The sequence below is a fragment of the Micromonospora sp. NPDC048905 genome, assembly GCF_040649655.1.
Taxonomy (GTDB): Bacteria; Actinomycetota; Actinomycetes; order Mycobacteriales; family Micromonosporaceae; genus Micromonospora.
The window spans coordinates 164,848-178,567 of the sequence record NZ_JBEZFV010000009.1 but is presented as its reverse complement, the minus strand read 5'-3'; the positions used below and the strand labels follow the sequence as shown (position 1 = coordinate 178,567).

The 13,720-nt window shown below is 72.3% G+C and carries 11 protein-coding genes; 6 read left to right on the top strand and 5 right to left on the bottom strand.

Annotation, left to right across the window (positions count from 1 at the left end):
• Positions 1-60 precede the first annotated feature (60 nt).
• Together gatC and gatA are read left to right on the top strand one after the other, a co-directional pair.
• Positions 61-366 (top strand): Asp-tRNA(Asn)/Glu-tRNA(Gln) amidotransferase subunit GatC, encoded by a 306-nt coding sequence (gatC, locus tag AB0C01_RS24090; RefSeq protein ID WP_007456314.1) that lies wholly within the window; start codon positions 61-63, stop codon positions 364-366.
• Positions 363-1,838, top strand: coding sequence for an Asp-tRNA(Asn)/Glu-tRNA(Gln) amidotransferase subunit GatA (gene gatA, locus AB0C01_RS24085; RefSeq protein ID WP_357250691.1), 1,476 nt, complete (start codon positions 363-365; stop codon positions 1,836-1,838). The genes gatC and gatA overlap by 4 nt, the downstream gene beginning before the upstream one ends.
• 61 nt (positions 1,839-1,899) lie before the next feature.
• On the opposite strand, the gene AB0C01_RS24080 is transcribed toward gatA, so the two are convergent.
• Together AB0C01_RS24080 and AB0C01_RS24075 are read right to left on the bottom strand one after the other, a co-directional pair.
• A complete protein-coding gene (locus AB0C01_RS24080) occupies positions 1,900-2,415 on the bottom strand; it encodes a hypothetical protein (protein WP_357572168.1) in 516 nt (171 codons plus the stop codon).
• Positions 2,412-2,684: a hypothetical protein gene (locus AB0C01_RS24075; RefSeq protein WP_357572167.1), complete on the bottom strand. Its 273-nt coding sequence runs from the start codon at positions 2,682-2,684 to the stop codon at positions 2,412-2,414. Before AB0C01_RS24075 ends, AB0C01_RS24080 begins: the two co-directional genes overlap by 4 nt.
• 140 nt (positions 2,685-2,824) lie before the next feature.
• Here AB0C01_RS24075 and gatB point away from each other — a divergent pair, with 140 nt between their 5' ends.
• The 3 genes from gatB (at position 2,825) to AB0C01_RS24060 (ending at position 7,872) form a co-directional block, all read left to right on the top strand.
• A complete protein-coding gene (gene gatB / locus AB0C01_RS24070) occupies positions 2,825-4,324 on the top strand; it encodes an Asp-tRNA(Asn)/Glu-tRNA(Gln) amidotransferase subunit GatB (RefSeq protein ID WP_238670992.1) in 1,500 nt (499 codons plus the stop codon).
• 124 nt (positions 4,325-4,448) lie between these two features.
• Positions 4,449-6,806: a pyruvate dehydrogenase gene (locus AB0C01_RS24065; protein WP_357572166.1), complete on the top strand. Its 2,358-nt coding sequence runs from the start codon at positions 4,449-4,451 to the stop codon at positions 6,804-6,806.
• Positions 6,807-6,885: 79 nt separating this feature from the next.
• Positions 6,886-7,872, top strand: coding sequence for an aminoglycoside phosphotransferase (locus AB0C01_RS24060; protein WP_357572165.1), 987 nt, complete (start codon positions 6,886-6,888; stop codon positions 7,870-7,872).
• Here AB0C01_RS24060 and AB0C01_RS24055 read toward each other — a convergent pair.
• The 3 genes from AB0C01_RS24055 to AB0C01_RS24045 form a co-directional block, all read right to left on the bottom strand.
• Positions 7,856-9,478, bottom strand: a complete 1,623-nt coding sequence (locus AB0C01_RS24055; RefSeq protein WP_357572164.1) for a metallophosphoesterase — start codon at positions 9,476-9,478, stop codon at positions 7,856-7,858. The two genes, AB0C01_RS24060 and AB0C01_RS24055, sit on opposite strands and share 17 nt — an antisense overlap.
• A 61-nt stretch (positions 9,479-9,539) precedes the next feature.
• A complete protein-coding gene (locus AB0C01_RS24050) occupies positions 9,540-10,712 on the bottom strand; it encodes a PQQ-dependent sugar dehydrogenase (RefSeq protein ID WP_357572163.1) in 1,173 nt (390 codons plus the stop codon).
• Positions 10,713-10,784: 72 nt separating this feature from the next.
• The gene (locus AB0C01_RS24045; RefSeq protein WP_357250670.1) at positions 10,785-12,602 is read right to left on the bottom strand and encodes a GAF domain-containing SpoIIE family protein phosphatase; all 1,818 of its coding nucleotides are present in this window, start codon (positions 12,600-12,602) and stop codon (positions 10,785-10,787) included.
• 186 nt (positions 12,603-12,788) lie between these two features.
• On the opposite strand from AB0C01_RS24045, the gene AB0C01_RS24040 reads away from it, so the two are divergent.
• Complete coding sequence (locus AB0C01_RS24040) at positions 12,789-13,715, top strand: 2-hydroxyacid dehydrogenase (protein ID WP_357250667.1); 927 nt, start codon at positions 12,789-12,791, stop codon at positions 13,713-13,715.
• The last annotated feature ends 5 nt before the right edge of the window (positions 13,716-13,720 follow it).

Below are 13,720 nucleotides of genomic sequence, written 5' to 3'. Positions count from 1 at the left end.
CTTCCGTCGTCGTGCGGCCGGCACACCGCCCGACCAGCAGGACATCAGAAGGGGGCACGGATGGCCGCCATCTCCCGCGAGGAGGTCGCGCACCTGGCGCGCCTGTCGCGGCTCGCCGTCACCGAGGAGGAGCTGGACACGTTCGCCGGCCAGCTCGACGTGATCCTCCAGGCGGTCGCCCAGGTCGGCGAGGTCGCCGCCGCGGACATTCCGCCGACCTCGCACTCGGTGCCGTTGACCAACATCTTCCGCGAGGACGTCGTCACGCCGTGCCTGACCCCGCAGGAGGCGCTGTCGGGCGCGCCCGACGCCGAGGACCAGCGGTTCCGCGTGCCGCGGATCCTGACCGAGGATGTGGCTTCATGACCGATCTGACGCGAATGACCGCGACGGAGATCGCGAGCCTGGTCGCCGGCGGCGAGACCTCCGCCGTCGAGGTGACCCAGGCGCACCTGGACCGGATCGCCGCGGTCGACGACCGGGTGCACGCCTTCCTGCACGTCGACAGCGACGGCGCGCTCGCCGCGGCTCGCGCGGTGGACGAGCGCCGGGCCGCCGGTGAGGAGTTGGGTCCCCTCGCGGGTGTGCCGGTCGCGGTGAAGGACGTGCTCGCCACGCGGGGCGTGCCGACCACCGTGGGATCGAAGATCCTGGAGGGTTGGCGTCCGCCGTACGACGCGACGATCGTGCAGCGCCTGCGGGACGCCGGCACGGTGATGCTCGGCAAGACCAACATGGACGAGTTCGCGATGGGCTCCTCCACCGAATACTCGGCGTACGGGCCGACGCACAACCCGTGGGACCTGACCCGGATCCCGGGTGGCTCGGGTGGCGGCAGCGCCGCCGCGCTGGCCGCGTACGAGGCGCCGTTGGCGATCGGCTCGGACACCGGCGGCTCGATCCGCCAGCCCGGCGCGGTCACCGGCACCGTGGGTGCGAAGCCCACCTACGGCGGCACCTCCCGGTACGGGCTGGTCGCCTTCTCCTCGTCGCTGGACACCCCCGGCCCGTGTGCCCGTACGGTGCTCGACGCGGCCCTGCTGCACCAGGTGATCGGTGGGCACGACCCGCGGGACTCCACCTCGATCCCGCAGCCGGTGCCGGACGTGGTGGCGGCGGCGAAGCTCGGCGCGACAGGTGACCTGACCGGCGTACGGCTCGGCATCGTGAGCGAGTTCGTCGGCGAGGGTGCCGAGCCGGGTGTGATGGCCGCGTTCCGTGAGTCGGTGGACGCGCTGACCAAGATGGGCGCCGAGGTCGTGGAGATCTCCTGCCCGACGTTCGCGTACGCGCTCCCGGCGTACTACCTGATCGCCCCGAGTGAGTGCTCCTCCAACCTGGCCCGGTTCGACGGCGTCCGGTTCGGCCTGCGGGTCGGCGACGACGGCAACCGGTCGCTGGAGGAGGTCATGTCGCTGACCCGCGAGACCGGCTTCGGCCCGGAGGTCAAGCGCCGCATCATGATCGGCACGTACGCGCTGTCGTCGGGTTACTACGACGCGTACTACGGGCAGGCGCAGAAGGTCCGGACGCTGATCACCCGGGACTTCACCGCCGCGTTCGAGCGGGTCGACGCGTTGATCTCGCCGACCACCCCGTCGGTGGCGTTCCCGATTGGCGCGCGCACCGCCGACCCGTACCAGATGTACCTCGCCGACCTGTACACGATCCCGACCAACCTGTACGGCGGGCCGGGCATCTCGGTGCCGTGCGGGCTCTCCGAGGGGCTGCCGGTCGGCCTGCAGGTGATGGCCCCGACGATGGCCGACGACCGGATGTACCGGGTCGCCGCCGCGTTGGAGTCCGCGGTCGGCACGTTCACCCCGCCGACGCTGTAGCGCCGCCGCGACCGGCCCCGATGGATCCGTCCGTCGGGGCCGGTGGTCTGTCCGGGGGCGCTCAGGTGGTGCGGTGGTTGGCGAGGTAGCGGTCGGCTTCCCGCAGGTCACGCCAGCGCAGCCAGCCCTGGGCCGCCCAGAAGACGCCGAGCACCACCGCGATCACCCGGGTGGAGGGGCGGGACGCGCCGACGACCAGCAGCGCCTCGGCCAGCACGGCGACGCCGAGGATCCACAGCACCCAGCGTCTGCCCCGGCGGCGTTCGGCCTCCTGACGGGCGAGGGCGTCGACGCGCGGGTCGTCGGTGTGCCCGGCGCGCAGGGCCTGGCGGGCCGCCGGGCTGGTGGTCCGGGGTGCGGGTAGCCGGTGGCTGGCCAGGAGGGCCACTGCCGCGCCGAGCACCCCGAAGACGAGCGCGATCAGGAAAATCTTGAGGAGGCCGCCCGGCGAGGTGTCCCGCCCGTCGAGGGCGATCACCGCCACCGCCACCGCCGGGAGCCCCACCGCCAGACCCGCGGCGACCAGCACGGCGCGGCGGCCGATCGGCTGTCGCCGCGGGGGAGGCGGCGAGGTCACGACCCGGTCCGGTCACGCTGGCGCCAGGCCGTCAACCTGCCCGTCCCCCAGGCGACGGCCAGCCCGATCAGGCCCGGGATGATGAGCAGCACCACCAGGATCCGGAGGTCGTCCGGCTGCCGCTCGCCGCCGGCGACAGTCCAGCCGATCAGGGCGACCACCGCCCCCACCGCCCATGCGGCCAGCACCACCAGCAGGACCCGCCTGTTGTCGTGGCGCCGCCCCGGTCCGGCCCGGCGAATAGATCGATCATTCCCCGTATTCGTCATGGTCGACAGATACCCACGTGTCGGCGTGGACACACCCGGTTACAACCATTGCCAGGTGTCTCGGGAAACCCGGGCGACGGGCGGCCCGACAACCCCACTAGGCTGGACCGGTTCTGTCCGGATCGCGCCTGGAGCGTCTCATGACCACGACACTGCCCGCGTACGACGAGGTCGTCGCGCGCTTCGAACCGGTGATCGGCCTGGAGACCCACGTCGAGCTGGGCACGAACACCAAGATGTTCTGCGGTTGCCCGACCGACTTCGGTGGCGAGCCGAACACCCGGGTCTGCCCGGTGTGCCTGGGCCTGCCCGGTTCGCTGCCGGTGGCCAACAAGGCGGCCATCGAGGCGATCATCCGGATCGGCCTGGCGCTGAACTGCTCGATCGCCGAGTGGTGCCGCTTCGCCCGGAAGAACTACTTCTACCCGGACATGCCGAAGAACTTCCAGATCAGCCAGTACGACGAGCCGATCTGCGTCGACGGTTACCTGGACGTCGAGGTGGGCGGCGAGACGGTGCGGATCGAGATCGAGCGGGTGCACCTGGAGGAGGACACCGGCAAGACGCTGCACGTCGGTGGCGCCACCGGCCGCATCCACGGCGCGACGGAGTCGCTCGTCGACTACAACCGGGCCGGCATTCCGCTCGTCGAGATCGTCACCAAGCCGATCACCGGCACCGGTGCGCTCGCCCCCGACGTGGCCAAGGCGTACGTCGCCGAGCTGCGCGACGTGATCCGTACCCTCGGCGTCTCGGACGTGCGGATGGAGGAGGGTTCGCTGCGTTGCGACGTGAACACCTCGCTCAACCTGCCGGGCGCGGAGTGGGGCACCCGTACCGAGACGAAGAACGTCAACTCGCTGCGGTCGGTGGAACGGGCGGTCCGCTCGGAGATGCTGCGCCAGGCGTCGGTGCTCGACGCGGGCGGCCGGATCACCCAGGAGACGCGCCACTTCCACGAGGACACCGGTGACACCACCCCGGGGCGCTCGAAGGAGACGGCCACCGACTACCGGTACTTCCCCGAGCCGGATCTGGTGCCGATCGCTCCGGACCCGGCCTGGGTCGCCGAGCTGAAGGCCGCCCTGCCGGAGCTGCCCCGGGTGCACCGGCGTCGGCTCCAGGAGCAGTGGGGCCTGTCGGACCTGGACATGCAGTCGGTGCTGAACGCCGGCGCGGTCGAGCTGATCGAGGCCACCGTGGCGGCGGGCACCACCCCGGCCGCGGCGCGCAAGTGGTGGCTGGGTGAGCTGTCCCGCCGGGCCAACGAGAGCGGCGTGGAGCTGGCCGAGATCGGCGCGACCCCCGCCCAGGTCGCCGAGCTGCAGGGGCTTGTCGACGCCGGCAAGCTCAACGACAAGATGGCCCGCACGGTGCTGGAGGGCGTGGTCGACGGTGAGGGCTCGCCCACCGAGATCATGACCAGCAGGGGCCTGGAGGTCGTGTCGGACACCGGCGCGCTCACCGCCGCCGTGGACGAGGCCATCGCCGCGAACCCCGGCATCGCCGACAAGATCCGCAGTGGCAAGGTCGCGGCGGTCGGCGCGCTGGTCGGCGCGGTCATGAAGACCACCCGGGGTCAGGCCGACGCCAAGACCCTGCGTGAGCTGATCCTGGAGCGCCTCGGCGTCCAGGGCTGAGAGACCCACCCGGAGCAGGCCGTCGCCGTGACCCGGCGGCGGCCTTCCGTAACCCTGTCGGCTATGCGGCCACCCCGCACACCCCTCGCGAGGGCGTCAACGGCGACGCCCGGATGGAGCCACCGTGACCGAGCACGACCTCGATGTCCTCGACGAGATCCAGCGGCGGGTGCTCTGGCTCGCGACCCGGATCGTGGACGCCGCCAACCACGACCGGGCCACCGGCGACGGGGTGAAGGTCGGCGGCCACCAGGCGTCGAGCGCCTCGCTGGTCACGGCGATGACCGCGCTGTGGTTCGCGCACCTGGACGCCGAGGACCGGGTCGCCGTGAAGCCGCACGCCTCCCCGGTGTTCCACGCCATCCAGTACCTGCTCGGCAACCTCGACCGCTCCTACCTGCCCCGGCTGCGCGCCCGTGGCGGCCTCCAGTCGTATCCGTCGCGCACCAAGGACCCGGACGAGGTGGACTTCTCCACCGGCTCCGTCGGCCTGGGCGCGGCCGCGCCGCTCTTCGCCGCGGCCACCCGGCGGTACGTCGACGCGCACTTCGGTGCCCGCCCGCACTCCCGGTTCGTGGCGCTGATCGGTGACGCCGAGCTGGACGAGGGCAACATCTGGGAGGCGGTGGCCGACCCGGCGACCACCGGGCTGGGCAACGTCATGTGGCTCGTCGACTTCAACCGGCAGTCGCTGGACCGGGTGGTGCCGGGCATCCGGATCAACCAGTGGCGGGGCCAGTTCGAGGCGGCCGGCTGGCACGTCGTGGAGGTCAAGTACGGCCGCCGGCTCGCCGAGGCGTACGCCCGGCCGGGTGGCGAGGCGCTGCGCGACTGGATCGACGCGATGCCCAACGAGCAGTACCAGTCGCTGTTCGGGTTGACCGGTCCGCTGCTGCGCAAGCAGTTCCTGGACGGGGCGCCGACCGGCGTCGACGAGCTGATCGCCCACGTCGACGACGAGGAGCTGGGTCCGCTCGTCACCGACCTGGGCGGGCACGACCTTCAGGCGATGCTCGACGCGTACGCCCAGTGCGACGCGGTCACCGACCGGCCCAGCGTCGTCTTCGCGTACACCGTGAAGGGTTGGGGGTTGCCCATCGCCGGCAACCCGCGCAACCATTCCGCGCTGCTCAGCCCGGAGCAGGTCGACACGTTGCGCGCCGCGCAGGGGTTGACCGCCGAGACCGAGTGGGACCGCCTCGACCCGGCGTCACCCGCCGGCATCCGGGCCGGCGCCCGCCGGGAGGCGCTGTCCCGCGCGCCGCGCGAGCGCGCGCTGGGGGTCACCGTCCCGGAGAGCACGGGAGTACGCGCCAACAAGCCGATCTCCACCCAGGAGGTCTTCGGTCGGGTGCTGGTGGACCTGGCGCGGGACCGGGAGGTGGGCCGCTACCTGGTCACCACCGCCCCGGACGTGGCCACCTCCACCAACCTCGCCGGGTTCATCAACAAGACCGGGGTGTTCGCCCCCACCGAGCAGCGCTCCTGGACCGAGGACCGGATGCTGCGCTGGACGGAGAGCCCCGCTGGGCAGCACATCGAGCTGGGCATCTCGGAGATGAACCTGTTCCTGCTGCTCGGCCAGCTCGGGTTGTCCTGGGACCTGTCCGGGCAGCCGCTGCTGCCGGTGGGCACGGTCTACGACCCGTTCGTGCTGCGCGGCCTCGACGCGTTCCTGTACGGCACCTACTCCGGCTCCCGGTTCGTGGTGGCCGGCACCCCGTCCGGCATCACCCTCGCCCCGGAGGGTGGCGCCCACCAGTCCACCATCACCGCGTCGGTCGGCCTGGAGCTGCCCGGGGTGACCTTCGTCGAGCCGGCGTACGCCACCACCCTGGACTGGCTGCTCTGCGACGCGCTCGGGCAGATCGCCGGCGGGTCGACCCCGGCCGCGACCGCCGCGCCTGCCGAGGACGGCGCGTACTACTTCCGGTTGAGCACCCGACCGCTGGACCAGGCGCCGTTCGAGGCGGCCCGGGCGCGCCTCGGTGACGCGGTCCTGCGTCGCCAGGTGGTCGCCGGGGCGTACCGGCTGGTCGACGCGCACCAGGCGTACCCGCACCTGGTCGACGCCCCGGTGGTGCAGCTGGCCGCCTCCGGCGCGGTGCTGCCCGAGGTGCTGGCCGCCGCGGCGGAGTTGGCCGACGAGGGCATCGCCGCGCACGTGGTGGACGTGACGAGCCTCGACCGGCTCTACCGGGCCTGGCAGCGCACCCTGCGCCAGGGCGTACGGACGGCCACCGTGCCCAGCGTGCCGGGCGCGCTGCGGTCCGCGTTCGCCGATCGGGTGCCGGTGGTCACCGTGCACGACGCCGCGTCGCACGCGATGGCCTGGCTCGGGTCGGCGGTCGGCGCTCCGGCGGTGCCGCTCGGCGTGGACGAGTTCGGCCAGTCCGGCACCGTCGCCGAGCTGTACGACCTGCACGACCTGCTGCCCGGCAGCATCGTCAACGCCGCCTTGGCCGCCATCGCCCTACGCTGACCCGGCCGGGGCTGGGTTGGTGGTCGCATCGACCTGGTGGGCGGCCACAGCAACTCGGCCCGCCAACGGAAAGGCGACCATGACACGGGCATTCCTCCAGCCGGACGATGTACGCGACCTGGTGGCGCAACAGTTCGGCGCTGACCGCAAGCTCGCCGCCCTGGACCGACTGACCGGCGGTAGCAAGAAAGGTGTCTACCGGCTTCAGCTGGATGACCAGACCACGGTGATCCTCTACGTGTGGGCGGCCGGCGAGAACTACTGGCCGCCGTCACCCACTGTTCCGGACGACCCGTTCACTGACGCGTCGGGCGCGGAACTGTTCGCCGTCAACCACGCGGCACTCGCCGCCGCAGGCGTGCGGACCCCCCGGCTGCTGATGCTCGACCGCGACGGCGGTTATCTGGACTCCGACATCGCGCTGGTGGAGGACGTCGGCACGAGGACGCTTGAAGCCTTGCTCGAAGGTGACCCGGCCGCTGCCGCCACCCCGCTGTCCACCCTGGGTGAAGCCTTGCGCCGCATGCACACCACGCTGAGCCCGCAATACGGCAAGCTCGCCGCTGTCGCGCGCGGCGAGGCGCCCCAGACTCGACGTACCGAGGACATCATCGCCGACCGGGCCCTCGGCCACCTCGCCGCAGCGGCGGCTCGCGACACCCGGCTCTCCGCCGCGCACGACCAGATCGCTGATCATGTGCGGCACCTGCACGGCGCGGTTACCGCCCGCCACGCATACGGCTTGGTCCACGGCGAACTCGGACCAGATCACGTGCTTGTCACACCCACCGGCGAACCCGCCATGATCGACATTGAAGGGCTCGCCTACTTCGACGTCGAGTGGGAACACGCCTGGCTCCAGATGCGCTTCGGCGACGCCTATCCGGCCCTGCGCCCAGTAGACCTCGATCCCCACAGACTTGACCTCTACCGGTATGCGCAGGTGTTGTCCCTGATCGACGGCCCCCTTCGCATCGCCGACACCGACTTCCCCAACAGGCAGTGGATGCTCGATCTGGCCGAGTGGAACATCACCAAAGCACTCCGGATCAGCCGGTCGGGGTAGGGGTCGGGCTTTCCAGGGGTTGGGGTGACTCCGGCGCGCCCCCGGTCGGCGTCGGGGTGACCGACGCGGGGGCGCCCTGCGCCGGATCGGCCACCACGTGCCGCTCCAGGTTGACCTGGGACTGACCGGTGCCGCCCACGGTGATGTCGTCGTACGCCTGGAGCATCTTCTGCTGGTCGAAGTAGAGGACCGTCATCGTCAGCGGGGTGGGCTTCTCGCCCTCCAGGCCGCGCAGGCCCGCGCCGCCGGTGGAGCCCTCGACCATCAGCGCGGTGGGCTGCTGGCCGGGCGCCTGGGGCAACCGGGACACCTGCCGCGCGTGGGTGTGCCCGGCCAGCACCAGCGGGCAGGTGCCGGCGAGTGGCCCGGCCGACGCCGGGTCGTGCACCAGCGCGATGTTCACCGGCTGGGGTGAACGGCGCACCGTGGTCGCGAGCTGCTCGCCCGCGTCGATCACCTGGTCGGCGACCTGCTGGGTCAGGCCACTGCCGGCGGGTGAGGTGTTCTTGTCCGGGGTGAAGCGGGGGTCGCCGATGCCGGCGATGGTCAGGCCGGCGACCGTCGTCGTCGAGTTGTTCAACACGATCGCGTTCGGCTGACGGGCGACGGCGGCGGCGGTCTTGCCGGAGTCGTGGTTGCCGCGGATGAAGACGTACGGCTTCTTGAGCAGGCTGATCGAGCCGACGAAGGACGCCTCCGGCTCGCTGCCCCAGTCGGTGATGTCGCCGGTATCGATCACCACGTCGATGCCGAACTGCTCCACCACCGTCCGGATGAGTTGCCAGCCGGTCGGGTTGAGGTGCATGTCGGAGACGTGCAGCACCCGCGTGGTGCCCGGGGTCGGCTCCAACAGCGGCAGCGCCGACACGGTGGTGTAGAGCTGGCTGACGTTGCCGACCAGGCGTTGCAACTGCTCGGCGTACTTGGTGTAGTCGTTGGCGATCCGGCGGGCGTCACCGACGATGGCTGGCGCGTTGACCAGCAACCCTTCGTAACGTGGCTCCTCGATCGCCTGGGGACGGACGGTGGCCGCCGCCGTGCCGAGGCTCCCGGCGGTGACCAGCAGCGCGAGCCCACCCGCCCAGGCGGTCCGTCGGACGTTGCGGAAGATCAGCCCGGCCAGGATCAGGGTGACCAGCACCGACGCGCCGAGAGCCCGTAGGCCGAGCCGCATCACACCGGAGCGGACGTCCTCCACGGCGCTCTGGCTGGCCCGGCTGATGCTGGCCGGGTCGTCGATCAGCGCCTCGGTGCGTCCCTGGTCGAGTGCGCCCAGCCGCACGGTGAGGTGGGTCGGCCCGTCGTGGCTGTCGAGCAGCAACGCGCCGAGCGGCGGAATGTCGACGGTGGTGCCACCGTCGCGGGCGGGGGAGATGCTGAGGTTGGCCCGGAACGGTCCGATGTCGGTGTCGACCTGACCACCGGCCAGCACCCCGAGCACCGCCCCGGACAGGGCCACGGCGAGGACGGCGACGATCAGCCCGATGCGGCGCAGCGGCCCGCCGGGGCCGGCCAGCGAGCGCGTCGAACGTGGCGAATCGCCGTCGGTCACCGGGACGTCCCGATCACTGGCGTCGTCGTGCTGCTCGTCGCGCTGCCCGTCCATGCTGAAATTCTGACCTGCCCGTCGGAAGATCTTGGTAAACCTGAACGGATGGTGACGAAGGTCAGCTGCGGCCGCCGTCGCCGCCCGCGAAGACCACCCGCAGGAGCCGGTCGTCGTCGCCCCCGGGGTTGCCCCGCCCGTCGTGGTTGGAGGTGCTCACCCAGAGCGAACCGTCCGGCGCGGCGGCCACCGCGCGCAGTCGGCCGTAGCGGTTGGTGAGCAGCTCACTGGGCTGGCCAAGCAGCGTGCCGGTGTCGGTCAGCTCCATCACCCAGAGGCGTTTGCCGCGCAGGCAGCCGGTGACCAGCAGCCGGTCCGTGGCGGCCAGACCCGAGCAGGACGCGTCCTCGGTCGCCCACTGCGTGATCGGGTCGGTGAACCGCTTGTCGCCGGCCCGCCCCTCGACCTCCGGCCAGCCGTAGTTGCCGCCCTTGGTGATCTGGTTGATCTCGTCCCAGGTGTTCTGGCCGAACTCGACGGCGAACATCCGCTTGGCGGCGTCCCAGGCGAAACCCTGGACGTTGCGATGGCCCTGGGACCAGACCGGCGAACCGGGGTACGGGTTGCCCGGGGCGGGCTTGCCCTCCCGGGTGATCCGGAGGATCTTGCCGCCGAGGCTCTTCACATCCTGCGAGAGGGGACGTTGACCGGCGTCACCGGTGCTGACGTAGAGCTGCCCGTCCGGGCCGAACCCCAACCCGCCGCCGTTGTGCACGTTGGCCTTGGGGATGCCGGTGAGGATCGGGGTGGGCTGCCCACCGAGTTGCAGCCGGGCGACCCGGTTGTCCCGCTCGGCCGTGTAGTAGACGAAGACCGTCCGGTCCTTGGCGTAGTCGGGGGAGACGGCGATGCCGAGCAGGCCGCCCTCGCCGGCCGCGGCCACGTCGGTGATCGTCTGCACCGGGCGGACCCGCAGCCCGTCCGGCCCGGACTCGGGGCCGACCTGCAGGATCCGACCGCTGTCCCGTTCGGTGACGAGCGCGGCCCCGTCCGGCAGGAAGGCGATGGCCCAGGGCACCCGCAGACCCTTCGCGAGGACCGTCGCCACCGCCTGCTGGCCGGCGCCGCCGGGGCTCGCCGACACGGACGGGGTCGGGAGGTTGGGCGGCTCGCCGGCCGGGTCGGGATCCGGTTCGCCGAAGCTGCAACCCGCGCTGAGCAGCAGCGCCGCGCAGGACGCCGCGAGGGCCAGCCGGAGGTTACGAACGCGAGGGTACGGGGGACGGGCTCTCACCCGGCCCAGGGTAGCCCGCCGGACGGCTCGGTCGAGCCCGATGGGTGTCGGCCAACCCGGGCGGTGCATCGTTCACCGTGCCCGCACGGCCAGCAGCGCGGTGTCGTCCTCGCGGTGGCGGATCGAGGCGAGCAGCAGGTCGCACAGCTTGTCGAGGGGCAGCGTGTCGGTGCCGTTCAGGCGGACCACCAGCTCGGCCAGTCCCTCGTCGATGGACCGGTCCCGCCGCTCGATCAGCCCGTCGGTGTAGAGCAGCAGGGTGTCGCCGGTGGTCAGGCTCGTCGACTGGCTGGTCCGCGACGACGGCCGGGCCAGACCGAGCAGTGGTTCCGGTGTCGCCACGAGAATCTCGACAGTCCCACCGACACGGACCACCAGGGCCGGCGGATGCCCGGCGTTGGACCAGGTCACCTCGTGGCCGCCGGCATCCTGCGGACAGATCCGGACCAGCGTCGCGGTGGCGGCGATCGGCAGCCGCAGGCCGCGGATCGCGCCGTCCAGGTTGCTCAGCAGCGCCCCGACCGTGTCCGGCCGGCCGTAGGCGTTGCCCCGCACCAGGTTGCGCAGCTGGCCCATGGTCGCCGCCGCCTCGATGTCGTGCCCGGCCACGTCTCCGATCGCCGCGATCAGATCGCCGTTGGGCTGGACGAACGCGTCGTACCAGTCGCCGCCCACCTCCACCCGGTCGGCCGCCGGCTGGTAGCGGGCCGCCAACTCCAGCTCCGGCACGACCGGGAGCCGCGGCAGCATGCTGTGTTGCAGGACCTCGGCGACGTGTCGCTGCTCGCCGTACATCGAACTGTTGCCGACGGCCTGGCCGGCCCGGCGCCCGATCTCGACCGCGGTGAGCAGGTCGCGGTCGTCGAACTGCTGCCGCCCGGTGCCGTTGACCAGGGTGATCGCGCCTAGCACGGTGCCGCCGACACCTGGCACCGGCACACTCAGGTAGGACGCGATGCCCAGGCGGGCGGCGATCGGCGCCATCTCCGGGTGGGTGGTGCCCCTCGTCACGTCGGCCAGCGACGCGATGCTGCCGAGCCGGGGCTGGCCGGTCCGCAGCACCGCCCGGATGGACGAGTCCGGGCTCAGCCCGGTGCGCAGCAACTCACCGAAGCGGTCGATGTCCGCTGCTCGGGCCGGGTCACGGTGCACCGAGACCACCTCGCGCGGCAGGCCGGTCGGGCCGATCAGGGTGAGCAGGCACCAGTCGGCGAGCAGCGGCACCATGGCGGCGGCGAGCCGGCGCAGCGCGGTGCCCACGTCCAGGGTGCCGGCCAGTGTCTCGCTCACCCCGGCCAGCAACTCCAGCCGCTCGTGCGCCTGCACGACTCGCCGCCGTGCCTCCTGCGCGCCGTCCAGGGCGATGCGCAGCCGCAGCTCCGACGAGCAGGCGGCAGCCAGGTCGGCCAGGGTCCGCAGCTGCGCGGCCGTCCAGGCGCGGGGCTTGTTGTCGATGGCGCAGAGCGAGCCGAGCACCCGGCCGGAGAGGTCGGTCAGCGGCATCCCGGCGTACGCGACCACGCCGAGGTCGTCGATGGCCAGGTTGTCCCGAACGCGGGGGTAGAGCCGGGCGTCCGGCAGCACCATCGGCACCTCGATGTCCACGACGTGCTGGCAGAACGAGTGGCTCAGCGGGGTCTGCCGGTGCTCCGACCAGGGCTCCGGCAACCCGACCGCGCCCGGGAAGAACTGCCGGTCGGCGGAGACCAGGGAGACCAGCGCGACCGGCACGTCCAGCAGGTCGCTGACCAGCCGCGCGAACCTGTCGAACGCCTCGTCCGGGACGGCGTCGAGCCCGGTGTCGGCGAGCGCGCGCAGCCGCCCCGGGTCGCCGAGCGCCGCAGGTGAGGCGATTGGACGCCGGGCGGTGCCGGGGGAGCCGTCGGTCATCGAGCACCTGTCTGCTGGGGCGGAGGCCGACCGGCCCTCCGACCCTTCGTTATACCTCGTCCAGGCCCGGGTCGAACATCGGTGTGCTGAGTCTCGCCCGCCCCGGCCCGGCGCGCCATCCCCCGGGACGCCGGTTCGTGCCCGCGCCCACTCCGGCCGCGGCGGAGGGGACTATCGTCGGCTGACGTGAAGGTATGGATTCCGAACCAGGCCGGCCTGAAGCTGATGGGTGAGCTGCCCCCGGATGTGACGGTCGAGGTTCTGGAGCACGCCGACCGGCTGCCCTCGGAGGTGGCCGACGTCCGCGTCTGGGTGCCACCGTTCCTCACCGGCACCGACGCGACGGCGCTGCTGCGTGAGCTGCCCGACCTGGCGGTGGTGCAGTTGCTCTCCGCCGGGGCGGACGCCTGGGCCGGCCGGACACCTCCGGGCGTCACCCTCTGTGATGCCCGGGGCGTGCACGACCCGTCCACCGCCGAGTGGGTCGTCACCGCGATCCTCGCCCAACTGCGGGCGTTCCCGGCGTTCGTCCGGGCCCAGGCCGACCGGCGCTGGGCGAACCAGGGGAACACCCCGACCGACGAGCTGACCGGCAAGCGGGTGCTCATCGTCGGCGCCGGTTCGATCGGCACCGCGGTGCGCGACCGGCTCGCCCCCTTCGAGGTGACCTTCACCCTGGTCGCCAGGACGGCCCGCCCGGAACAGGGGGTGCACGCGGTCGAGGAGTTGCCCCGGCTGCTGCCCGAGGCGGACGTGGTGGTGGTGCTGGTGCCGCTCACCGACCAGACGCGTGGCCTGATCGACAAGGACTTCCTGGCCGCGATGCCGGACGGGGCGCTGCTGGTCAACGCCGCCCGTGGGCCGGTGGCACACACCGAGGCGCTCGTCGCCGAGTTGGGCACCGGCCGGATCTCGGCCGCGCTGGACGTCACCGACCCGGAGCCGCTACCCGCCGACTCTCCGCTCTGGCTGATGCCGAACGTGCTGCTCACGCCGCACGTGGCGGGCTCGGTGCGCGGCCTGCTGCCGCGGGCCTACCGCCTGGTCGGTGACCAGGTTCGCCGGTTCGCCGCCGGACAGCCGCTGATCAACGCGGTCGTGGACGGCTACTGACCGGA